This is a genomic window from Marinicauda salina (assembly GCF_003122085.1).
Lineage (GTDB): Bacteria > Pseudomonadota > Alphaproteobacteria > Caulobacterales > Maricaulaceae > Maricicauda_A > Maricicauda_A salina.
On the sequence record NZ_QEXV01000001.1, the window covers coordinates 738,273 to 757,115 of the forward strand.

26 protein-coding genes are annotated in these 18,843 nt (G+C 70.2%); 16 read left to right on the top strand and 10 right to left on the bottom strand.

Annotated elements, in window-relative coordinates; all coding sequences use genetic code 11:
- Nucleotides 1-19 precede the first annotated feature (19 nt).
- Both DDZ18_RS03310 and DDZ18_RS03315 read right to left on the bottom strand, forming a co-directional pair.
- A complete protein-coding gene (locus tag DDZ18_RS03310; RefSeq protein ID WP_109251914.1) occupies nucleotides 20-877 on the bottom strand; it encodes a tetratricopeptide repeat protein in 858 nt (285 codons plus the stop codon).
- 93 nt (nucleotides 878-970) lie between these two features.
- On the bottom strand, nucleotides 971-1,141 hold the full coding sequence (locus tag DDZ18_RS03315) for a DUF465 domain-containing protein (protein WP_109251915.1): 171 nt from the start codon (nucleotides 1,139-1,141) through the stop codon (nucleotides 971-973).
- Between the two features lie 139 nt (nucleotides 1,142-1,280).
- On the opposite strand from DDZ18_RS03315, the gene DDZ18_RS03320 reads away from it, so the two are divergent.
- On the top strand, nucleotides 1,281-1,781 hold the full coding sequence (locus DDZ18_RS03320; protein ID WP_109251916.1) for a TIGR02444 family protein: 501 nt from the start codon (nucleotides 1,281-1,283) through the stop codon (nucleotides 1,779-1,781).
- Nucleotides 1,782-1,891: 110 nt separating this feature from the next.
- Entirely contained in the window at nucleotides 1,892-2,101 is a 210-nt protein-coding gene (locus DDZ18_RS03325; RefSeq protein ID WP_109251917.1) for a YdcH family protein, read from the top strand.
- Between the two features lie 7 nt (nucleotides 2,102-2,108).
- Here DDZ18_RS03325 and DDZ18_RS03330 read toward each other — a convergent pair whose 3' ends face one another.
- On the bottom strand, nucleotides 2,109-3,575 hold the full coding sequence (locus DDZ18_RS03330) for a sigma-54-dependent transcriptional regulator (protein ID WP_109251918.1): 1,467 nt from the start codon (nucleotides 3,573-3,575) through the stop codon (nucleotides 2,109-2,111).
- A gap of 255 nt (nucleotides 3,576-3,830) precedes the next feature.
- Between DDZ18_RS03330 and DDZ18_RS03335 the strand changes: the two genes are divergently transcribed.
- The 9 genes from DDZ18_RS03335 to DDZ18_RS03370 all read left to right on the top strand — a co-directional run bounded on the left by DDZ18_RS03335 (nucleotide 3,831) and on the right by DDZ18_RS03370 (nucleotide 10,421).
- Nucleotides 3,831-4,754 carry an alpha/beta fold hydrolase gene (locus DDZ18_RS03335; RefSeq protein WP_109251919.1) on the top strand — a complete coding sequence of 308 codons (924 nt, stop codon included), beginning with the start codon at nucleotides 3,831-3,833 and terminating at the stop codon, nucleotides 4,752-4,754.
- Between the two features lie 74 nt (nucleotides 4,755-4,828).
- A complete protein-coding gene (locus DDZ18_RS03340) occupies nucleotides 4,829-5,122 on the top strand; it encodes an aa3-type cytochrome c oxidase subunit IV (protein WP_109251920.1) in 294 nt (97 codons plus the stop codon).
- Nucleotides 5,123-5,236: 114 nt separating this feature from the next.
- Nucleotides 5,237-6,352: a Re/Si-specific NAD(P)(+) transhydrogenase subunit alpha gene (locus DDZ18_RS03345; RefSeq protein WP_109251921.1), complete on the top strand. Its 1,116-nt coding sequence runs from the start codon at nucleotides 5,237-5,239 to the stop codon at nucleotides 6,350-6,352.
- A gap of 14 nt (nucleotides 6,353-6,366) precedes the next feature.
- Entirely contained in the window at nucleotides 6,367-6,495 is a 129-nt protein-coding gene (locus DDZ18_RS14195; RefSeq protein ID WP_269845054.1) for a hypothetical protein, read from the top strand.
- A 4-nt stretch (nucleotides 6,496-6,499) separates the two neighbouring features.
- Nucleotides 6,500-6,811 carry a proton-translocating transhydrogenase family protein gene (locus DDZ18_RS03350; protein WP_109251922.1) on the top strand — a complete coding sequence of 104 codons (312 nt, stop codon included), beginning with the start codon at nucleotides 6,500-6,502 and terminating at the stop codon, nucleotides 6,809-6,811.
- Entirely contained in the window at nucleotides 6,808-7,242 is a 435-nt protein-coding gene (locus tag DDZ18_RS03355; RefSeq protein ID WP_109251923.1) for a hypothetical protein, read from the top strand. Before DDZ18_RS03350 ends, DDZ18_RS03355 begins: the two co-directional genes overlap by 4 nt.
- 40 nt (nucleotides 7,243-7,282) lie before the next feature.
- Entirely contained in the window at nucleotides 7,283-8,689 is a 1,407-nt protein-coding gene (locus tag DDZ18_RS03360) for an NAD(P)(+) transhydrogenase (Re/Si-specific) subunit beta (protein WP_109251924.1), read from the top strand.
- Nucleotides 8,690-8,821: 132 nt separating this feature from the next.
- The gene (locus DDZ18_RS03365; protein WP_109251925.1) at nucleotides 8,822-9,796 is read left to right on the top strand and encodes an alpha/beta hydrolase; all 975 of its coding nucleotides are present in this window, start codon (nucleotides 8,822-8,824) and stop codon (nucleotides 9,794-9,796) included.
- Nucleotides 9,797-9,800: 4 nt separating this feature from the next.
- On the top strand, nucleotides 9,801-10,421 hold the full coding sequence (locus tag DDZ18_RS03370) for a class I SAM-dependent methyltransferase (protein ID WP_109251926.1): 621 nt from the start codon (nucleotides 9,801-9,803) through the stop codon (nucleotides 10,419-10,421).
- A gap of 7 nt (nucleotides 10,422-10,428) precedes the next feature.
- On the opposite strand, the gene DDZ18_RS03375 is transcribed toward DDZ18_RS03370, so the two are convergent.
- On the bottom strand, nucleotides 10,429-10,764 hold the full coding sequence (locus DDZ18_RS03375; RefSeq protein WP_109251927.1) for a TraR/DksA family transcriptional regulator: 336 nt from the start codon (nucleotides 10,762-10,764) through the stop codon (nucleotides 10,429-10,431).
- Nucleotides 10,765-10,822: 58 nt separating this feature from the next.
- On the opposite strand from DDZ18_RS03375, the gene DDZ18_RS03380 reads away from it, so the two are divergent.
- Nucleotides 10,823-11,305: a DinB family protein gene (locus DDZ18_RS03380; RefSeq protein ID WP_109252221.1), complete on the top strand. Its 483-nt coding sequence runs from the start codon at nucleotides 10,823-10,825 to the stop codon at nucleotides 11,303-11,305.
- Here DDZ18_RS03380 and DDZ18_RS03385 read toward each other — a convergent pair.
- Entirely contained in the window at nucleotides 11,281-11,712 is a 432-nt protein-coding gene (locus tag DDZ18_RS03385; protein WP_109251928.1) for a DUF1499 domain-containing protein, read from the bottom strand. The genes DDZ18_RS03380 and DDZ18_RS03385 overlap by 25 nt on opposite strands.
- A 117-nt stretch (nucleotides 11,713-11,829) precedes the next feature.
- Here DDZ18_RS03385 and DDZ18_RS03390 point away from each other — a divergent pair, with 117 nt between their 5' ends.
- Together DDZ18_RS03390 and DDZ18_RS03395 are read left to right on the top strand one after the other, a co-directional pair.
- Nucleotides 11,830-12,774 carry an ABC transporter ATP-binding protein gene (locus DDZ18_RS03390; RefSeq protein WP_109251929.1) on the top strand — a complete coding sequence of 315 codons (945 nt, stop codon included), beginning with the start codon at nucleotides 11,830-11,832 and terminating at the stop codon, nucleotides 12,772-12,774.
- A 3-nt stretch (nucleotides 12,775-12,777) separates the two neighbouring features.
- Nucleotides 12,778-14,244, top strand: a complete 1,467-nt coding sequence (locus tag DDZ18_RS03395) for an ABC transporter permease (protein WP_109251930.1) — start codon at nucleotides 12,778-12,780, stop codon at nucleotides 14,242-14,244.
- An 80-nt stretch (nucleotides 14,245-14,324) separates the two neighbouring features.
- Here the strand turns inward: DDZ18_RS03395 and rpsU are convergent, their stop codons facing one another.
- Complete coding sequence (rpsU, locus tag DDZ18_RS03400; RefSeq protein ID WP_109252222.1) at nucleotides 14,325-14,609, bottom strand: 30S ribosomal protein S21; 285 nt, start codon at nucleotides 14,607-14,609, stop codon at nucleotides 14,325-14,327.
- A gap of 163 nt (nucleotides 14,610-14,772) precedes the next feature.
- On the opposite strand from rpsU, the gene DDZ18_RS03405 reads away from it, so the two are divergent.
- Nucleotides 14,773-15,441 (top strand): COQ9 family protein, encoded by a 669-nt coding sequence (locus DDZ18_RS03405; protein WP_109251931.1) that lies wholly within the window; start codon nucleotides 14,773-14,775, stop codon nucleotides 15,439-15,441.
- Nucleotides 15,442-15,561: 120 nt separating this feature from the next.
- On the opposite strand, the gene DDZ18_RS03410 is transcribed toward DDZ18_RS03405, so the two are convergent.
- The gene (locus DDZ18_RS03410) at nucleotides 15,562-16,638 is read right to left on the bottom strand and encodes a 5-(carboxyamino)imidazole ribonucleotide synthase (protein WP_109251932.1); all 1,077 of its coding nucleotides are present in this window, start codon (nucleotides 16,636-16,638) and stop codon (nucleotides 15,562-15,564) included.
- Nucleotides 16,639-16,642: 4 nt separating this feature from the next.
- Nucleotides 16,643-17,143: a 5-(carboxyamino)imidazole ribonucleotide mutase gene (purE, locus tag DDZ18_RS03415; RefSeq protein WP_109251933.1), complete on the bottom strand. Its 501-nt coding sequence runs from the start codon at nucleotides 17,141-17,143 to the stop codon at nucleotides 16,643-16,645.
- Between the two features lie 149 nt (nucleotides 17,144-17,292).
- On the opposite strand from purE, the gene DDZ18_RS14200 reads away from it, so the two are divergent.
- Nucleotides 17,293-18,027, top strand: a complete 735-nt coding sequence (locus DDZ18_RS14200) for a GGDEF domain-containing protein (RefSeq protein WP_199241120.1) — start codon at nucleotides 17,293-17,295, stop codon at nucleotides 18,025-18,027.
- Between the two features lie 3 nt (nucleotides 18,028-18,030).
- Here the strand turns inward: DDZ18_RS14200 and DDZ18_RS03425 are convergent, their stop codons facing one another.
- Together DDZ18_RS03425 and DDZ18_RS03430 are read right to left on the bottom strand one after the other, a co-directional pair.
- On the bottom strand, nucleotides 18,031-18,528 hold the full coding sequence (locus DDZ18_RS03425) for a hypothetical protein (RefSeq protein WP_199241121.1): 498 nt from the start codon (nucleotides 18,526-18,528) through the stop codon (nucleotides 18,031-18,033).
- A gap of 11 nt (nucleotides 18,529-18,539) precedes the next feature.
- Nucleotides 18,540-18,827 (bottom strand): DUF2312 domain-containing protein, encoded by a 288-nt coding sequence (locus tag DDZ18_RS03430; RefSeq protein ID WP_109251934.1) that lies wholly within the window; start codon nucleotides 18,825-18,827, stop codon nucleotides 18,540-18,542.
- Between the last annotated feature and the right edge of the window lie 16 nt (nucleotides 18,828-18,843).

The window sequence follows — 18,843 nt, forward strand, 5'->3', positions numbered from 1 at the left end:
ACCGGATCGTCGCGTCGGCTCAGCCGCCGTGGACGCGCTCGTAGTCTTCGGTGATCTCCGGATCGTCCGGCGCCAGCTCGTGGGCGCGCGCGTAGAGATCGCGCGCCTCGCCGGTCTCGCCGGTCTGCTCGAGCGCGGCGGCGAGCGAGTGCACGATGGCGCCGGATTCGGGATCGGCCTCGACGGCGGCCCGGCAGATGTCGAGCCCCTCGGAGGCCCGTTCGGCCTGCACCAGCGCCCAGCACAGCGCGTTGAGCGCGCCCGGGTTCTCCGGCGCGATGGCGACGGCCTCGCGGCCGTCCTCGACGGCGCGGTCGGTCAGGCCGAGTTCGATGAAGGCCGCCGAGCGCCCGATCCAGCCGGTCGCGACGTCGGGCGCCAGCCGCACCGCGGCGTCGAAGGCCTCGGCGGCTTCCGCATGGCGTTCGAGATCGAGCAGCGCCGAACCCAGCAGTGTGCGGACGAAGGGGTCCTCGGGCGTGCGCCGCGCGGCGATCTCGAGATCGTCGAGCGCGTCCTCGTAGCGTTCGAGCTGGAGGAAGGCGACGGCGCGATTGCGCCGGACCAGCGGGTTGTTCTCGTCGCCCCCATTGTTCTCGACCAGGCCGAGAATCTGGTTGTAGGCGAGCAGCGCCGCATCGGCCTCGCCGAGCGCGAGATGCGCCGCGCCCAGGCGGGCGCGCAGCTCGGCCTCGACGGTCCACTCGTATTCGCGCGCCGCCAGGCAGTCGCGGAACGCCTCGATGGCGCCGGCGGGATCTTCGGCCTCGAGCGCGTCATACCCGGCCGGGCACACCGCGCGGCGCTGATCGACGGGCTGGGCGGCCGCGGAGGCCGCGGCGAGCGCGAAAGTGCAGAGGACGAGCAGTCGAATCATGGGCGGCGGTCGCTTTGCGGCGGTGCGGGTGAAACAAGAAAGGGGCGGATGGCGATCCGCCCCTTCCTCTCGACGGCGGCGCCTCAGGCGCCGTCACGGTCGACTTCGAAGCTTCTCGATCTGCTCCTTGAGCAGAAGTTTCTCTTTCTTGAGGGCGGCCAGTTGAAGCGTGTCTGCGGAGGGATGCTTGCGTTCTTGTTCAATCCGGGCATCCAGCTTGTGGTGCCTAGCATCGAGTTCGCGAATACGCGCTTCAGTTGGCATGCTTGCCTCCTTCGCTAGGTTGACGATTGCGATTGAAGCACCGGGGAGGCGCGGTGTTCAATTCACAAATCAGCCGGCGACGCAGCCGCCTGCGTCCACGGTGAAGACACGGTGAACCATCGCGACGGAAAGGGGCGCCATGAGCCCGGGAGCGGACAGCGCGCGGTTCTGGGATTTCTCGGTGAAGGTCTACGCCGCCGAGGGCGTGAAGCCGGCCTGCCTGGCGATCCAGGCCGGGGGCATGGACGTCAATCTCGCGCTCTGGATCGCCTGGGTGGCCGCCGCCGGCCGTGATCCGCGGCCGGCCCTGGGCCGGGCGCTCGAGATCTCCGCGCTGTGGTCGGCGCGCGTGGTGAAGCCCCTGCGCGCGGCGCGCGACTTGCTCAAGCGCGCGCCCTCTTTCGTCGATCCCGCCGGGGCGGGCGGTCTGAGGAAGTCCGTCCTCGCCGCCGAGCTCGAGGCCGAGCGGCTGGAGCAGGCCGCGCTCGAACCCCTCGGGCGCCTGTGCCCGATGGCGCGCGGCGACGCGCCCGCGCGTGTCTGCGCCGCCGCGCTGGCCGATTACGGCGCCCGCATCGGCGCGCGCGCCGAGACCGACGGGTTCGTCGCGGCCGTTTTCGCTGCGGCCGAAACGGTGTAATATGATTTCATATTCGCGCCGGCGCGGGGTCTGCGATGCGGCGCGCGATCGATCTTCAGACAAGCTGTCGCGTCCGCTGCAGACGCTGACACGAGAGGGCGTTGCGCCTGATGTACGGTGAACTCGACGAAGCCGCGTTGCGCGCCAAGCTGGAGGAGCTCCGCCGCGAGCATCGCGATCTCGACGCGCGCATCGAGGCGCTGCAGGCCTGCGGCGTCAACGATCAGCTCAAGATGGTCCGCCTGAAACGCGAGAAGCTGGCCCTCAAGGACCGCATCTACGCGATCGAGGACCAGCTCAATCCCGACATCATCGCCTGAGGCGGGCTCAGCCCGCCTCGCGGAAATTGTCCACGTCGAGATGGTATTCGCGGACCTTGCGATACAGCGTCGAGCGGCCGACGCCGAGCCGGCGCGCGACTTCCGCCATGCGGCCTGAATAGGTCTCGATGGCGAAGGCGATGAGGTCGCGTTCGATGTCTTCCAGCGAGCGGATATGACCGCCCGGATCGGTGATGTCGATCGGACCGATCTCGGCGCCGTCGGCCGGTTCGGCGTCCGCTTCCGGCGCCGCCGGCGCGGATTTCGCGGCGTCGGCCGGCGCGTCGTCCTTCAGGCCGGGCGTCAGCCCCGAGATCTGCGGGAAGTCCTCGGGCGTGAGATAATCGCCGTCGCACAGCACGACGGCGCGGAACACCGCGTTCTCGAGCTGGCGCACATTGCCTTTCCATTCGTGCCCGGCGAGCAGGTCCATCGTCTCGCCCGTCGCGTCGAGCACCGACTTGCCCTCCTGGGCGTTGAACCGCGCGATGAAGTGGCGCACGAGCGCGGGGATGTCGTCGCGGCGCTCGCGCAGCGGCGGCACCTCGATCGGGAAGACGTTGAGCCGGTAGAACAGGTCCTCGCGGAACTCGCCCTGCTTCACCTGTTCGGCGAGATCGCGGTTGGTCGCGGAGATGATCCGCACGTCGACCTTCACCGATTTCTTCGAGCCGACGGGGTCGACCTCGCCCTCCTGCAGCGCGCGCAGCAGCTTGACCTGCATGTCGAGCGGCAACTCGCCGATCTCATCGAGGAAGAGCGTGCCGCCGTCGGCCTCCTGGAACTTGCCCATGTGCTTGGCCACCGCGCCGGTGAACGCGCCCTTCTCGTGGCCGAACAGGGTGGATTCGACGAGGTTCTGGGGTATCGCGCCGCAATTCACGGCGACGAACGGCCGTCCGGCGCGGTCCGAGGCGGCCATGATCGAGCGCGCGACGAGCTCCTTGCCCACGCCGCTCTCGCCGGTGATCAGGATCGGGATGCTCGACCGCGCGGCGCGTTCGCCCAGCCGGGCGACCTGGCGCATCGCCGGGGCCTCGGCGACCATGTCCTTGAAGCCGAGCTGGCCGGACTGGGCGCGCTTGAGCCGGCTCACCTCGCCGGACAGGTCGCGCACCTTGAAGGCGTTGCGGATCGACACCGCGATGCGTTCCGGGCTGGCCGGCTTGACGAAGAAGTCGACCGCGCCGGCGCGCATCGCCTTGACCACCGTCTCGATGCCGCCATGGGCGGTGAGCACGATGACGGGCAGCTCCGGCGAGCGGGCGTGGATCGCCTCCAGCGTCTCGATGCCGTCCATCCCCGGCATGACGAGATCGAGCAGCACCACGTCGACGCCGCCGCGGCGGACGCGTTCGAGCCCGGCCTCGCCGCTGTCGGCGGTTTCGGGATGATGCCCCTGCTTCTCCAGGACCGCCTGCATCAGGCGGCGCTGCGTCGGATCGTCGTCCACGATCAGTACGGTTTTCGCCATCTCACCCACGCCTTTTCGGTCTTTGTCCGAAACCCGCCGCCTCGGTCTCCGGTCCGCGGTTTTCCGCGTGATCGGCGGCGGCCGGCTTCGCCTTGTTGCGAACCGTTATGGGACAGGCGCCGTAAAGGCCGCGTGTATGCGGTGGTGAGAGATCGTTAGGGTAAACAATGTCTTGGCGTGCGCCCGGCGGGAGGTGATTGACCTCGCGGCCCGGCGCGCCTAACCCCTTCCGGCCCGCCCCGAAGAGATCGCGCGATGACCAAGTCCGACCGCCTCCCGCCGCCCCTGGCGCCGTTCAACGGCGCCGCGCCCGACGCGCCGGCCTGGTTCGCCGAGGCGCTCGAGCAACCCGTCGAAACCGGAGCCGCCGAGCGCGACGGGATCAAGCTCGCGTGGAAGGCGTGGGGCGAGCGCGGCGATCCCGGGCTCGTGCTCATCCACGGCGGCACCGCCCACAAGGGCTGGTGGGACGCGATCGGCCCGTTCCTGGCGCAATCCGGCCGCCGGGTCGTCGCCCCCGACATCGCCGGCATGGGCGAGTCGGGCTGGCGCGACGTCTACGCCATGGCCGAGCACGCCGCCGACATGCGCGCCGCCGCGACGGACGCCGGCGCGTTCGAGGCGGGCAAGCCGGTCTTCGCCGGCCATTCCTTCGGCGGCTTCGTCACGCTCAAGGCCGCCACCGAGTTCGGCGACGCGCTGGCCGGCGCGATCGTCATGGACAGCCCGATCCGGCCGCTGGACCAGCAGCGCTCGGGCAATCCCCCGCGTCATGGCGGGCGGGTCTATCCCGATCTCGCCGCCGCGCTGGCGCGCTTCCGGCTGCTGCCCGAGCAGGAATGCGAGAAAATCTGGCTCGTCGACCACATAGCCCGCGGCTCGCTGAAGGCCGTCGAGGGCGGCTTCACCTGGCTGTTCGATCCCGATCTCTGGCGCAAGCTGACCTACGAGCCGCGCGACCCCGATAAGGTCGCCGCCGAGGCCGGCTGTCCGCTCGCCTTCATCCGCGGCGCGCGCTCGAAGCTGATGCAGGCGGAGACGTGGGACTTCATGAAGTCGAAGTTTTCCGGCGCGCCCTTCGTGTCGGTTCCGAACGCCGAGCATCATCTCATTCTCGACCAGCCGCTCGCCGCGGTCGCCGCGATCGAGGCGCTCGTCGAGGGCTGGGCCAAGGCTTGAGCGCGACGCCGGCTTGGCGGCCGCGCGCGGCCGTGATAACAGCCGATCGAACCGTCTGGAGCAGGGAGAGACCGATGGCGGCCGAGCACACCCGCGGCGACATGGACATCACGATGCAGAAGCGCACCTTCGAGGGCGTGATGGGCGCGGGGGTCCTGGCGACCCTGATCACCGGGGTGACGATCCTCTTCCTCACGCTGGTCTTCGCCACCGACGTGGCCTGGTTCCCGTCCCTGGTCGTGACGCTGATCGCCGGCGGCGCGGCCGGCGCGGCGCTCAAGCGCGGCGCGGCCTACTGGGCGTCGCTCGTCGCGCTCACCGGGATCGCGCTGATCGGCGGCGTGCTGGTGACGGCGTTCGGCGCCTGACAGGCGGCGCGGCCTCACCGCGCGCTCACAAATTCGCGCTTTGCCCTGCGGGCCGATTCGCGCATGCTTGAGGCGGGTTAACCATTCCCCGTGTCCGCCTCCGCGGGAGTCCGCATGCGAATCGCCGTCCTCAGGGAACGCCAGTCCGGCGAGAGCCGGGTCGCCGCCACGCCCGACAGCGTGAAATCCCTGATCAAGCTCGGCGCGGAGCTGCGCGTCGAGAAGGGCGCCGGCGCCGGGGCCGATCTGCCTGACGATCTCTACAAGGACGCCGGAGCGAAGCTCGTCACCCGCGCGCAGGCGCTCAAGGACGCCGAGGCGGTGTTCGCCGTGCGCCGGCCCGACGAGGAGACGATCGGCAAGATGCCGAAGGGCTGCCTGCTCCTCGGCCTTCTCGAACCGCACGGCGACGAGGCCTTCGCCAAGGCCTGCGCGGAGGCCGGCGTGAACGCGCTGGCGATGGAGCTCACCCCGCGCATCACGCGGGCCCAGTCGATGGACGCGCTGTCCTCGCAATCGAACCTCGCCGGCTACCGCGCCGTGATCGAGGCCGCCGCGCTCTACGGGCGCGCCTTCCCGATGATGATGACCGCGGCGGGAACCATCGCGCCCGCCAAGGCCTTCGTGATGGGCGCCGGCGTCGCCGGGCTTCAGGCCATCGCCACGGCGCGGCGTCTCGGCGCGGTCGTCTCGGCGACCGACGTGCGCCCGGCCGCCAAGGAGCAGGTGGCGTCGCTGGGGGCGAAGTTCGTCGCCGTCGAGGATGAGGAATTCAAGGAAGCCGAGACCGCCGGCGGCTACGCCAAGGAGATGAGCGACGAGTACAAGGCCAAGCAGGCCGAGCTGGTCGCGGCGCACCTGGCCAAGCAGGACGTGGTGGTGACCACCGCGCTCATTCCCGGCCGGCCGGCTCCAAGGCTGATCGACACCGCGATGGTGGAGTCCATGCGCCCGGGCTCGGTCATTGTCGACATCGCCGCCGTCCAGGGCGGCAATTGCGAACTCACCCGGCCCGACGAGGTCGTCGAGCATGGCGGGGTGAAAATCGCGGGCTTCACGAACCTGCCGGGCCGGCTCGCCGCCGACGCCTCGCAGCTGTTCGCGAAGAATCTCGTCAGCCTGGCGCCGCTTCTCCTCGACGAGGAGGGGAATTGCGCGCCGCACTGGGACGACGAGATCATCAAGGCCATGGCGCTGACCCGGGACGGGTCGGTCGTCCACGGCGAATAGAGGAGGAAAGGCCCATGAAACGCAGGATCGCACAGATCGTCATCGCCAGCGCGGCGATCGTGACGCTCAGCGCCGGCGGCAGCGCGCTGTGGACGGCGATGGGGCCGGCCCAGCCGGCGGCCGTCGAAACCACGGATCGGTAGCGGCATGGAAGCCGTCGACCCGATCGTCTTCCGGCTGGCCGTCTTCGTGCTCGCGATCTTCGTGGGCTACTACGTGGTCTGGTCGGTGACGCCTGCGCTGCACACCCCGCTGATGAGCGTCACCAACGCCATCTCCTCGGTGATCATCGTGGGCGCGCTTCTGGCCGCGGGCGCCGCCGCGACCGGCGCGGGCGGGCAGTTCGCCAAGGGCGCGGGCGCGCTCGCGGTTCTGCTCGCCAGCGTCAACATCTTCGGCGGATTCCTGGTCACCCAGCGCATGCTGGCGATGTACCGGAAGAAGGAGAAGTCGAAATGAAGCCTGTCGTCTTCGCGGCCTTCGCCGCGATCCTTCTCGCCGCCGGCCTCGGGGCCGCCGCCGAAGCCCAGCAGCGCGTCCAGACCCAGCCTCAGCGCGCGACGCCGGCCGCTCCCGCCCAGCAGGGCCAGTACGCCGCGCAGGAGCCGATCGCGGTCGAGCAATGCCCGATCTTCCGCGTCTGGATGGCTGAATCCGGCCTGCTGTTTCACTGCAACGGCTGGGCGATGACGTTCGACGGCGGCTCGCGCCCGGGCGGCATCGCCGCAGCCCACGCCGTGCTGGCCCGGCATCGCGCCGAGGAGGCCCAGGCGTTCGTGCGCTACCAGCCGGTCGCCGACAACGCGATCTGCCAGGAAGTCGACTACACCCGCTACGGCGGCATGTTCGAGGAAGGCCGCTGCGCCCGGGTGATCTCGCTCGGAGGTTAGGTCCGAACCCCCGCCCAACGCCGGAAACATCGGAGCGATCATGTCCGCCAATCTCGCCGCGCTGCTCTATCTCGGCTCGGGCATCCTGTTCATTCTCGCCCTGAGGGGGCTGTCGAGCCCGGAGACGGCCCGGCGCGGCAACTATTTCGGCATGGCCGGCATGGCGCTGGCGATCGTCACCACCCTGCTGGTCATCGAGCTCGACGGGGCGGGGCTGCTGATGATCGCCGCAGCCGTCGCGATCGGCGGCGGGATCGGCGCGGTGGTCGCCCGGCGCATCGCCATGACGGCGATGCCCCAGCTCGTCGCCGCCTTCCACTCGCTCGTAGGGCTGAGCGCGGTGCTGGTGGCGGCGGCGGCGCTCTACGCGCCGGCGGCCTTCCACATCGCCACGGCGATGGGCGACGTGAGGGCGCTCTCCCTGGTCGAGCTGTCGCTTGGCGCGGGGATAGGCGCGATCACGTTCTCCGGCTCGGTGATCGCCTTCATGAAGCTGCAGGGGATCATGAGCGGCAAGCCGATCGTGTTCGCCGGCCAGCACTGGCTCAATCTCGGACTCGGGATCGCGGTCGCGGTGTTCATCGCCTTCCTGACCGCCTCGGGCGGCGAGGCGAAGGTCGCCTTCTGGATCGTCACCATCGTCGCGCTCGTGCTCGGCGTGCTGCTGATCGTGCCGATCGGCGGCGCGGACATGCCCGTCGTCGTCTCCATGCTCAACAGCTATTCGGGCTGGGCCGCCGCCGCGCTCGGATTCACGCTGGAGAACACCGCGCTGCTGGTGACCGGCGCGCTGGTCGGCTCCTCGGGCGCGATCCTGTCCTACATCATGTGCAAGGGGATGAACCGGTCCTTCATCTCGGTGATCCTCGGCGGCTTCGGCGGCGAGACCGCCGCGGCGGCCGGCGGCGACGACGTCGACCGGACGATCAAGCAGGGCTCGGCCGACGACGCGGCCTTCATCATGCAGAACGCCGGCAAGGTCATCATCGTGCCCGGCTACGGCATGGCGGTCGCCCAGGCCCAGCACGCGCTCAAGGAGATGGCCGACCTCTTGAAGGCCGAAGGCGTCGACGTCTCCTACGCCATCCATCCCGTCGCCGGGCGCATGCCCGGCCACATGAACGTGCTGCTCGCCGAGGCCCAGGTGCCCTATGACGAGGTGTTCGAGCTCGAGGACATCAACTCGGAGTTCTCGACCGCCGACGTCGCCTTCGTGATCGGCGCCAACGACGTCACCAACCCGGCCGCCGAGGACGATCCCTCGAGCCCGATCTACGGCATGCCCGTGCTGCAGGTCTGGAAGGCCAAGACCGTCTTCTTCGTCAAGCGCTCGCTGGGCTCGGGCTATGCGGGTATCGAGAACCCGCTCTTCTTCCGCGACAACACGATGATGCTGCTCGGCGACGCCAAGAAGATGACCGAGTCCATCGTCAAGGCGATCGACTGACCGACAGCTTCCGATGCAATCCCGCCGCACCTGAGCCCGGCTCGCGTTCTCGAGGCGCCCTCGGCCATGGACTCCGCCCCGCCGCGCGTCGCCTAATCCTCCGCGCATCGGTTCGCGAGGGAGGGCGCAGCCGTGGATTGGGGGGAGATCGCCGAGCTCGTCGGCTCGGCCTGGCTCTGGATCGGGCCGTGGGGCCGGGCCGGCGTCGTCGCGCTGGGCGCGGTCTACGTCTTCTGGGCGGCGCTGTTCATCTGGCAGAGCCGGATCATCTACTTCACCGATCCCACGCGCACCCACCCCGAGGAGGCGGGGCTCGACAACGCGCGCGAGGACGAGATCGAGACCCCCGACGGCGAGCGGCTGGTGCTGTGGCGGGCGGATCCGGCCTGGGAGGGCGCGCCGCACATCGTCTATCTTCACGGCAACCGCCGCGCTTTGTGGCGCCGGGCGCGCTTCTTCCGGATGTTCCTGGCCGCGGGCTGGGGGCTCACCGCGCTCGCCCATCGCGGTTTCAACGGCTCGACCGGCCGGCCCAGCGAGAAGAACAATGTCCGCGACGCCATCCTGGTCTGCGACCGGCTGGCCGAGGCCGGCGTCGACCTGTCGAAGCTGGTCGTCTACGGGGAGTCGCTGGGTTCGGGCACGGCCGTCCAGGTCGCCGTGGCGCGACCGGTGGGCGGGGTGATCCTCCACGCGCCCTATGACAGCTTCCGCGACATCGTGCGCTCGCGCACGGCCTTCCTGCTGCCGCGCCTGGTGTTCCGCGACCGCTACGATTCCATCCGCCAGATCGCCGGGGTGACCGCGCCCATCCTGTGGATCCACGGCGACGACGACCGGCTCATCCCGCTGGCGCGCGGGCGGCGGCTCTACGACGCCGCGCCGGGGCCGAAATACGCCGCCCTGGTCAAGGGCGCGAACCATTTCGGCATTTACACCCAGCAGGTGTTCAACCAGCATATCCGCTTCTTCGCCGAGAGCGTCGCGTGCGCCGCCGGCGCGTCCGATCGCGAGGGCGAGGCGAGCGTCATCGATCCCGTCCTGCCGGACGAGGACGCCCGGCCGGAGCGCGCCGCGCGCCGGGCTCGACGCCGCGGAAGGGGCTGACCGCATGTCCTTCTACGACGATCACGTCCTGCCGCATCTCATCGGCTTCGCCTGCTCCCAGCCCCAGATCATGAAGAAGCGCAGCCAGGTCGTGCCCGCCGCGGAGGGCCGCGTCCTGGAGGTCGGCTTCGGCTCGGGGACCAATCTCGGCTTCTACGATCCGGTCCGCGTCGAGCGCCTGTTCGCGCTGGAGCCGTCGAAGGGCATGCGCCGCAAGGCGGCCAAGGCGGTCGCGGCGAGCCCGCTCGAGATCGAGTGGCTCGACCTGCCCGGCGAGGCGATTCCGCTGGACGACGAGAGCGTCGATACGGTCGTGCTGACCTACACCGCCTGCACCATCCCCGACGTCGCCGCCGCGCTCGAGGGCATGCGCCGCGTGCTCAAGCCCGGCGGCCGGCTGCTCTTCTCCGAGCACGGCGCGGCGCCGGACCCCGGCGTGGCGAAGTGGCAGCGGCGCATCGAGCCGATCTGGAAGCCGATCGCGGGCGGCTGCCATCTCACGCGCAAGCCCGACCAGCTCATCGAGGACGCCGGCTTCGCGATCGACCGGATGGAGGCCGACTATCTGCCGAAATCGCCGAAGATCGCAGCGTACAACTACGCCGGATCGGCCAGCCGGCGGTGACGCGATCTCACCCGCCGGCGCAATCGGCGCAGCGCGGCGCGGCGGGATCGATCTCGAGACGCTTCTCGGAAATTTGTTCGCCGCATTCCACGCAATAGCCGTACTCGCCCTCGTCCAGGCGCGAGAGCGCCGCCTCGATGCGGCGCAGCTCCTGGGCGCGTCGATCGTCGGCGGCCTTGGCCATAGCCTGGACCTGCAGGCTGTCCTGGCGCGACAGGCGCCCCACGGACTGCTGGTCGAGCGCGACCGGCTTGCGGTCCTCGGCGGCGGATTCGGACAGTTTCTCGAGTTCGGCGCGCAGCGCTTCCAGCCGCGCCCGGACCGTTGGTTCGTCAAACGCCATGGGTTAAGAGACCTAACACGGCCGGAAGAGCGAAGGGACACCCGTGCACGATCATTTCATGCGGTTCGCGCAGTATAACGCCTGGGCGAACGCGCGGCTCTACGACGCCTCGACGGCGCTGAGCGACTTCGAGCGCAAGCGCGACGTGAAGGCCTATTTCCGCAGCCTTCACGGCACGCTCAATCATCTGCTCGTCGCCGACCGGATCTGGCTGCGCCGGATCACGGGGGACGGGCCTGCGCCGAAACGCCTGGACGAGACGGTGTTCGAGCAGTTCCCCGAGCTGCGCGAGGCGCGGGAGGCCGAAGACCGCCGCATCATCGATTTCGTCTCGGGGCTCGACGAGCCGGATTTCGAGCGCGTCATCGAGTACGGCAATACGCGGGGCGAGACCCACGCCCTGCCGCTGCAGGTCATCCTGGCCCACCTGTTCAACCACCAGACCCATCATCGCGGCCAGGCGACGCACATCCTCCGCCAGCTGGGCGTCGCCGAGCCGCCGGCGCTGGACCTGCTCTATTTCGCGCTGCCGACGGGCTGAGACCCGTCGAGGCGCCGCGCCGTCTCCGCGAGCCAGGCCTTCACCCGCTTCTCGTTGACCCGGAAATCATAGCGACCGACGACGGCGCGCGAGTACACGGCGAGCGCCGAGCGGCCCGAATCCGCGGCGAAGGCCTCGACCGTGACATGGTCGGGAAAGCGGAAGACGAGGCTGCGCTGGACGAGTTCGGCCTGGCCGCCCTCTTGTCGCAGAAGCTTCACCCGCGGCTGCGCGAGCCCCGCGGCGATGAACGTCTCCAGCGCGGCGGCCGGGGCGGCGTCGAAGACGGGGCTGACCTGATCGGGCGCGGCGGCCGCGTCGAAGCCCTCGGGCAGGACCAGCCAGCGCCGCGGCCGCCGGTCGGGCTCGAGCGTCGAGAAATCAATTGGAAACGGCTGTCGCGGCATGACGGGTCCCTCCGTCGAATCAAAATAAATCACTCAAGGGTGGTTTGTAGCTGGAACGCCATGCGACGACCGCCTAGAGAGAACGCAACCCTTCGGCAGCCGTGATCGGGGCCCCGGATGAGCGAATTCGCGCTCGAGGTCGAGCGGATCTCCAAGACGTTCGGCCGCAAGCAGGCCGTCAGGGACGTCACCTTCCAGGCGCGCCGCGGCGAGATCACGGGATTCCTGGGCCCCAACGGCGCGGGCAAGACGACCACGCTGCGCATGGCGCTGGGGATCATCGGGCCCGACTCGGGAACGGCGCGCCTGTTCGGCCGTCCGCCCGACCGGCGCAGCCTCGACCGCGTCGGCTTCCTGCCCGAGGAACGCGGCGTCTATCGCAAGATGACCGCCGAGGCGGTGATCGCCTTCTTCGCCCGGCTCAAGGGTCTGTCGGCGGGCGAGGCGCGCCGCCGCGCGCGCGCCTACCTGGAACGCTTCGGGCTCGCCGAGGCCGCGCAGCTGAAGATGAAATCGCTGTCCAAGGGTATGGCGCAGAAGGTCCAGATCATCGCGTCGATCGCCCACGAGCCCGAATTCATCATTCTCGACGAGCCGTTCTCCGGCCTCGACCCGGTCAACCAGGCCGTCCTCGAGGCGATGATCCGCGAGCAGGCCGCCGCCGGCCGGACCGTCCTGTTCTCGACCCACGTCATGGAGCACGCCGAGCGGCTGTGCGACCGCATCGTGCTGATGGCGCGCGGCGAGAAGGTGTTCGACGGCCGGGTCGACGAGGCGCTCGCCGCCGTGCCCCGCCAGGTCACGCTCGGCGTGACGTCCGATCACGACATTCCCGAGCTGCTCGGCGGGTTCGGCGAGGTCGAGGACATGGGACCGGACGCCGAGGGCGCCGAGACCTGGCGCATCGAGCTCGACGCCGGCGCGGACGCCCAGCAGGTGCTCAAGGCCTGCGTCGACGCCGGGGTGCGGCTGGCGCGCTTCGAGCCGCGCCGGCCGCATCTTCACGACGCCTTCGTCCAGCTCGTCGCCGATCCCGCGGCCGTCGAACCCGAGGAGGCCTGAGCGATGCGTGCGATTTACCTCATCGCCCGCCGGGAATACCTGTCCTACGTGGCGACGTGGGGGTTCTGGCTGTCGCTGCTGTCGGTGCCGATCTTCATGACGCTCGGCGCCTTCATTCCCTACCTGATCGAATCCGCCCAGCCGACGCGCTACTACACGGTCATCGACGAGACCGGCGGCGGGCTCGACGACATCATCCAGGCCAATGTCGAGGCCGAGCGCCGTCAGGCCGCCCGCGCCGCGGTCGAGGCCGCCGCCCGCCTGCGCGGCGATCCCGACACGGCGCGCGAGGCGCTGGCCGCCTTCGACGCCGATCCGGACGGGCTCGGGGGGCTCGACGACGCGCTCGCCGCGATCGGGATCGAGGAAAGCGCCTCGGAATTCGCCGCCGGGCTGGGCCGGCGGGTCCGGGTCGAAGCGCCGGCGTCGGACGCCGAGAGCCTGCGGCCCTGGCTCACCGGAGAGCGCCTGATCGACACGCCCGAGGGGCCCAGACCGCTGTTCGCGGCGGCCTTCATCCGCGAGAACGGCGAGTCCGCCCCGATGGAGCTCGTCTACTATTCGACCAATGTCACCGACTCGAGCCTGCGCAGCGATCTGCGCGACGCGCTCGGCGCGCACCTGCGCCGCGAGGCGCTGCGCGCGCGCGGGCTCAGCGACGCCGACATCGCCTCGGTGAGCGGGATCGAGCCGTCCCTGCGCGTACTCGACCCGAGCGCGGCGGCCGGCGTCGACTCCGAGGTGACGCTGGCCGACCGCGCACCCTTCATCCTGTCGCTGGTGCTCGCCTTCCTGCTGTGGAGCACGATCTTCTCGGTGGCGAACATGCTGCTGACCAGCCTGATCGAGGAGAAGGGCGGCAAGGTGATCGAGCTGCTGCTCTCCTCGGCGCGCTTCCACGAGATCCTGATCGGCAAGCTCGCCGGCGTGGCGGCCGTCTCCTTCACCCTGTTCGCGGTGTGGGGCGCGGTCGGCGGGGTCGTCTCCGTGATCGGCGGGGCGGCGCTGGCCGCGGTCGATCCCGAGATCGTCAAACTTATCACCGGCCTGTTCGACCCCGGCCTGATCCTCGCGGCGGCGTTCTTCTTTGTCGTCGGGTATCTGATGTTCGGCTCGATCTTCCTCGCGCTCGGCTCGCTGTGCGAGTCGATGCAGGACGCCCAGACGCTGATGACCCCGATCATCCTGGTGCTGATGGCGCCGCTGCTGATCCTGGTCTTCGCCATCGAGGCGATGGATTCGGCCATCGTCCAGGCCGCGTCCTGGTTCCCGCTATGGACCCCCTTCATCATGATGGCGCGGCTGCCCTCGGAGCCGCCGCTCTGGGAAGTAGCCGGCGCGATCGGGCTGATGGTCGCGACCATGGCCGCGACGCTGTGGGGCTCGTCGGCGATCTTCCGCCGCGGCGCGCTGAACATGGCCGACGCGGAATCGGTCAAGCGCTTCTTTTCCTTCAAGAAGCAGGGCTGAGTTCCCACAAGCGAAAACGCCGCGCCCGGTCGGGCGCGGCGTTCGAATTCCGTGAAGCGACGCCTTTCGGCGCGGACGGTCTAGCGGCGGCCGCCGCGTCCCTTCTTCGGGATCAGACCTTCGCGCTGGGCGCGCTTGCGGGCCAGCTTACGGGCCCGGCGGATCGCCTCGGCCTTCTGTCGCGCACGCTTTTCGGAGGGCTTCTCGTAGTGGTTCCGGCGCTTCATCTCGCGGAAGGTGCCCTCCCGCTGCATCTTCTTTTTCAACGCCTTGAGCGCTTGCTCGACGTTGTTATCGCGCACGACGATCTGGACGATGGCTCTCTCTCCCTTGTCTTCGGTGCGGTTCGGGACCGCGCTCGTCAGAATAACACACGACGGGCGCGAAGAGCTGCATTCGTCCTTCGCGTCCGCGCCGGATCGCTTCAATGAGGCGCGGGCTTTAGCAGAGCCCCCGCGCGCTGTCCATAGCAGGCGCGGAAGGCGCGCCCGCGTGACGCGCCGGCTTTCGAGGACTATGTAGGAAGCCATGAGCGAATTTCACGACCACCCCCGCGCCGACGCCGCTCGCGACGCCCTGCTCGCCGCGGCGCTGCCCGAAGCCGCCTTCGACGGCTGGAGCGAGGCGACGCTCGCCCGCGCCGCCGAGGCCGCCGGGCTGAGCGAAGGCGAGGTCGAGCTCTACTGCCCGGGCGGCGTGCTGGACATCCTGGAGACCTGGTCGCGGCGCGCCGACGCCGGCGCGGAGGCCGCGATCGCCGCCGCCCCGCCGCCCAACCGCATCCGCGACAAGGTCGCGAACGCGGTGATGATCCGGCTCGACCAGATGGCCGGCGAGGAGGAGGCCGCCGCGCGCGCCCGCGCCCGGCTCATGCTGCCCGACGCCGCCGATCGGGGCGCGCGCCTGCTCTGGGCGACCGCCGATATGATCTGGCGGGCGATCGGGGATACGTCGACGGACGGGAATTTCTACTCCAAGCGCGCCATTCTTTCGGGCGTCTACGCCTCGACGCTGGCGATCTGGCTCGAGGAGTCCGATCCCGAGAAGCCGAAGACGCGCACCTTCCTCGACCGGCGCATCGACAACGTCATGCAGTTCGAGAAGGCCAAGGCGGGCTGGCGCAAGGCGACGTCAGGCCTGCCCGATCTCGCCGGCCTCGCCGCGCGGCTGAGATACGGGCCGGGGCGACGGGTTTAGGGGTTCCGGCGCATCACCGTCTCGGCCCTTGGACTTGATCCAAGGGCCCAGTCGTCAGCAATCGAAGGCCTTGGCCATGGGCCCTTGGATCAAGTCCAAGGGCCGAGAAGGGCGGGGCGGCTACGGCAATCGGCTCAGAATATTCACATGGCCCATCTTGCGGCCGGGGCGGACGCCGCGCTTGCCGTAGAGGTGCAGCACGGCGTCGTCGTGGGCGAGCCAGCGCTTCCACGCGTTCGCCTCGTCGCCGATGAGGTTGATCATGCGCGCGGCCGAATGCGGCGCGGGATCGCCCAGCCCCCAGCCGGCGACGGCGCGGATATGCTGCTCGAACTGGCTGCACGCGCAGGCGTCCATGGTCCAGTGGCCGGTGTTGTGCACCCGCGGCGCGATCTCGTTGACCAGCAGCTTTCCGTCGTCGAGCTCGAACAGCTCGACGGCGATGACGCCCACATAGTCCAGCGCTTCCAGCAGCGTCGCCGCGATGCGCTCGGCCTCGGCGACGACGGCGGCGTCGGCGCGCGCCGGGGCGGCGCACTCGCGCAGGATCCCTTCGCCGTGCAGGTTCTCGCTGACCGGGTAGGCGGCGACATGACCCTCGACGTCGCGCGCGGCGACGATCGAGATCTCGCGGCGGAAATCGGCGAAGGCTTCCAGGATGGCGGGATGGCCGCCGATCTCGTCGAAGGCCGCCCCGGCCTCCTCGGCGGAGCGGACCACCGCCTGACCCTTGCCGTCATAGCCGAAGCGGCGGGTCTTGAGGATCGCCGGCCCGCCCAGCGTCTCGAAGGCGGCGCGCGCCTCGGCGGCGGATTCGGCGTTCTCGAACGCGACCGTCGGCGCAGCGTGATCGTTGAGGAAGGTCTTCTCCACGAGCCGGTCCTGGGCGACCTCGAGCGCCTTCGGGCCGGGGCGCACGGGCGCCTCGGCGGCGGCGGCCTCGGCGGTCGCGACCGGCACGTTCTCGAACTCGTAGGTCACCGCCGAGACGCTGCCGGCGAAGCGCGCAACGGCGTCGAGATCGTCATACTCGGCGACGATTGTCTCCGCGGCGACGCGGGAGGCGGGGCTGTCGTGCTCGGGGGCGAAGATCACCGCGTCGAGACCGAGCCGCGCGGCGGCCATGGCCAGCATGCGGCCGAGCTGCCCGCCGCCCAGGATCCCGACGCGCGCTCCGGGCTCGAGATAGTCGCTCACGGGTTCAGTCCTCGACGGTGTCCGGCACGGCGGCGGTCTGTTCGGCGCGCCAGGCCTCGACGCGCGCCATCACGGCGTCGTCGGCGAGCCCCACGATCGAGGCCGCCAGCAGGCCGGCGTTCTTCGCGCCGGCCTGGCCGATGGCGAGCGAGCCGACGGGCACGCCGCCGGGCATCTGCACGATGGAGAGCAGGCTGTCGAGGCCCTTGAGCGCCTTCGACTCGACCGGCACGCCGAGCACGGGCAGGGGCGTCATCGCCGCGATCATGCCCGGCAGGTGGGCCGCGCCGCCGGCGCCGGCGATGATCACCTTCACCCCGCGCGCCCTGGCGGTCTTCGCGAACTCGCTCATCCGGTCGGGCGTGCGGTGGGCGGAGACGACGCGCGCGTCGTAATCCACGCCGAGCGCGTCGAGCGCCTCGGCGGCGGCCTTCATGGTCGGCCAGTCCGACCGCGATCCCATCACGATGGCGACCGGGGCGGCTTGGGCGTCAGTCTCGCTCATGGCGTTCGCGCTCTCAGCGAAAGGAAGCGCGGCAGGGTAGTCGTGCGCCGGACCGCGTCAAGACGGGCGGAAACGCCTTGTTAGGCTTGACCCTTTCTTAACCGCGCCGGGCGAGTCTGCGGGCCTCTGGGGAGACAAGAGGGCGCGCCATGCGCATTCGCTCCAGCGATCCCGTCTCCGGCGCCGCGCCGGCGGGACGCGCCGATCGCAAGACCGAAGACTCCGCCGGCGCCGCCGGCGCCGCCGAGTCCGCGTCCGCCGGGGCTGCGCGCGACACGGCGTCCATCATGGGCGTGCCGGAAAGCGAGCTCACCGTGAACGTCCAGCGCGCCCTGCTCAGCCTGATGGGCGAGGTCGACGCGCTGCGGAAGGAGACCGACGCGCTGCGCGCCAAGGTGCGCGATCTCGAGGCGCTGGCCGATCGCGACGCCATGCTGCCCGTGCTCAATCGCCGCGCCTTCCTGCGCGAGGTCTCCAAGGCGCTGGCGCTGGCCGAGCGCCACGAGGCGCCCTCGGCGCTGGTCTATCTCGATCTCAACGGCTTCAAGCAGATCAACGACGCCCACGGCCACGCCGCCGGCGACGCCGTGCTCAAGGGCGTTGCCGACCTGCTGGTGGCCCATGTCCGCGAGACCGACGCCGTCGGCCGGCTGGGCGGCGACGAGTTCGGCGTGGTGCTCACCCTGACGCCGACCGAGGCGGCCGAGCGCAAGGCGGCCGAACTCGCCCGCGCGATCGAGTCGACGCCGATCATGCAGGGCGACCGGGAACTGCGCGTGGGCGCGGCGTGGGGCGTCCAGCCGCTCGAGAGCGGGCTTGGCGTGGAGACCGCCATGGCCAAGGCCGACGCGGCGATGTACGCGCGCAAGTCCTCGGCGGCCTGAGCCTCAGCCCTCGTCCTTGCCGCCCCTGATCACGCGGAAGACGGGGCGCTCTCCGACAGGTTTCTCATCGGGTTCGGGCGTCGGCTCGGCGGCTTCCGGCGCGTCGGCGTCCTCGACATCCTCGTTGATGTCCCGGGCGCGGGATTTCGGCGGCGTCTTGCGTTTGAAGCCGGAGCCGCGGGACTTGAAGCTCGAGCGCTTCGGCTGGGCTCCCTTGCCCTTCGCCTTCTTCTCGATCTCCTTGAGCTTCATGAGCTGGAGCCGCGAGAGCGGCTCGTCGAGATCGCCCTTCTCGGGATCGGCGAAGGCCGAGCCGTACTCCTCGAGCCGGTCCTCGACCGAATCGAGAAACTCCGCCTCCCAGTCGGACAGGAGCCGGCGCGCCTCCTCGGCGGCTTCGGGGTCGTCGCTTTCGGCGATCGCCTTCTCGGCGGCGCCCTTGGCCCGGCGCAGGCGGTTGAGCGCGCGGCGTTTCTTGCGGTCGTCGACCTCGCGCGCCATCGCCCCCGCCGTCAGTCTTCTCCCAGGGCGCCGAGATACAGCTCAAGCAGGGCTTCCTGCTCCTGGCGCTCCTGGCGGTCCTGCTTTCTCAGCGAGATCACCTTGCGCAGGACCTTGGTGTCGAAGCCCATCGCCTTGGCCTCGGCGTAGACTTCCTTGATGTCGGCGGCGATGCCCGCCTTCTCCTCCTCCAGCCGCTCGATGCGCGCCACGAAGCTCTTGATCTGGTCGCGGGCGACCCCGCCCACGGCGTCGGACTGGTCGGTCTGGGGAGCGGCGGCGGGGCTGGTGTCGGCCATGGCGGATCCTCTGGCG

What these genes read in the sequence shown, in the direction of transcription:
- DDZ18_RS03310 (WP_109251914.1), bottom strand. Translation starts at nt 877, where the DNA reads ATGATTCGACTGCTCGTCCTCTGCACTTTCGCGCTCGCCGCGGCCTCC.
- DDZ18_RS03315 (WP_109251915.1), bottom strand. Translation starts at nt 1,141, where the DNA reads ATGCCAACTGAAGCGCGTATTCGCGAACTCGATGCTAGGCACCACAAG.
- DDZ18_RS03320 (WP_109251916.1), top strand. Translation starts at nt 1,281, where the DNA reads ATGAGCCCGGGAGCGGACAGCGCGCGGTTCTGGGATTTCTCGGTGAAG.
- DDZ18_RS03325 (WP_109251917.1), top strand. Translation starts at nt 1,892, where the DNA reads ATGTACGGTGAACTCGACGAAGCCGCGTTGCGCGCCAAGCTGGAGGAG.
- DDZ18_RS03330 (WP_109251918.1), bottom strand. Translation starts at nt 3,575, where the DNA reads ATGGCGAAAACCGTACTGATCGTGGACGACGATCCGACGCAGCGCCGC.
- DDZ18_RS03335 (WP_109251919.1), top strand. Translation starts at nt 3,831, where the DNA reads ATGACCAAGTCCGACCGCCTCCCGCCGCCCCTGGCGCCGTTCAACGGC.
- DDZ18_RS03340 (WP_109251920.1), top strand. Translation starts at nt 4,829, where the DNA reads ATGGCGGCCGAGCACACCCGCGGCGACATGGACATCACGATGCAGAAG.
- DDZ18_RS03345 (WP_109251921.1), top strand. Translation starts at nt 5,237, where the DNA reads ATGCGAATCGCCGTCCTCAGGGAACGCCAGTCCGGCGAGAGCCGGGTC.
- DDZ18_RS14195 (WP_269845054.1), top strand. Translation starts at nt 6,367, where the DNA reads ATGAAACGCAGGATCGCACAGATCGTCATCGCCAGCGCGGCGATCGTG.
- DDZ18_RS03350 (WP_109251922.1), top strand. Translation starts at nt 6,500, where the DNA reads ATGGAAGCCGTCGACCCGATCGTCTTCCGGCTGGCCGTCTTCGTGCTC.
- DDZ18_RS03355 (WP_109251923.1), top strand. Translation starts at nt 6,808, where the DNA reads ATGAAGCCTGTCGTCTTCGCGGCCTTCGCCGCGATCCTTCTCGCCGCC.
- DDZ18_RS03360 (WP_109251924.1), top strand. Translation starts at nt 7,283, where the DNA reads ATGTCCGCCAATCTCGCCGCGCTGCTCTATCTCGGCTCGGGCATCCTG.
- DDZ18_RS03370 (WP_109251926.1), top strand. Translation starts at nt 9,801, where the DNA reads ATGTCCTTCTACGACGATCACGTCCTGCCGCATCTCATCGGCTTCGCC.
- DDZ18_RS03375 (WP_109251927.1), bottom strand. Translation starts at nt 10,764, where the DNA reads ATGGCGTTTGACGAACCAACGGTCCGGGCGCGGCTGGAAGCGCTGCGC.
- DDZ18_RS03380 (WP_109252221.1), top strand. Translation starts at nt 10,823, where the DNA reads ATGCGGTTCGCGCAGTATAACGCCTGGGCGAACGCGCGGCTCTACGAC.
- DDZ18_RS03385 (WP_109251928.1), bottom strand. Translation starts at nt 11,712, where the DNA reads ATGCCGCGACAGCCGTTTCCAATTGATTTCTCGACGCTCGAGCCCGAC.
- DDZ18_RS03390 (WP_109251929.1), top strand. Translation starts at nt 11,830, where the DNA reads ATGAGCGAATTCGCGCTCGAGGTCGAGCGGATCTCCAAGACGTTCGGC.
- DDZ18_RS03395 (WP_109251930.1), top strand. Translation starts at nt 12,778, where the DNA reads ATGCGTGCGATTTACCTCATCGCCCGCCGGGAATACCTGTCCTACGTG.
- DDZ18_RS03405 (WP_109251931.1), top strand. Translation starts at nt 14,773, where the DNA reads ATGAGCGAATTTCACGACCACCCCCGCGCCGACGCCGCTCGCGACGCC.
- purE (WP_109251933.1), bottom strand. Translation starts at nt 17,143, where the DNA reads ATGAGCGAGACTGACGCCCAAGCCGCCCCGGTCGCCATCGTGATGGGA.
- DDZ18_RS14200 (WP_199241120.1), top strand. Translation starts at nt 17,293, where the DNA reads ATGCGCATTCGCTCCAGCGATCCCGTCTCCGGCGCCGCGCCGGCGGGA.
- DDZ18_RS03425 (WP_199241121.1), bottom strand. Translation starts at nt 18,528, where the DNA reads ATGGCGCGCGAGGTCGACGACCGCAAGAAACGCCGCGCGCTCAACCGC.
- DDZ18_RS03430 (WP_109251934.1), bottom strand. Translation starts at nt 18,827, where the DNA reads ATGGCCGACACCAGCCCCGCCGCCGCTCCCCAGACCGACCAGTCCGAC.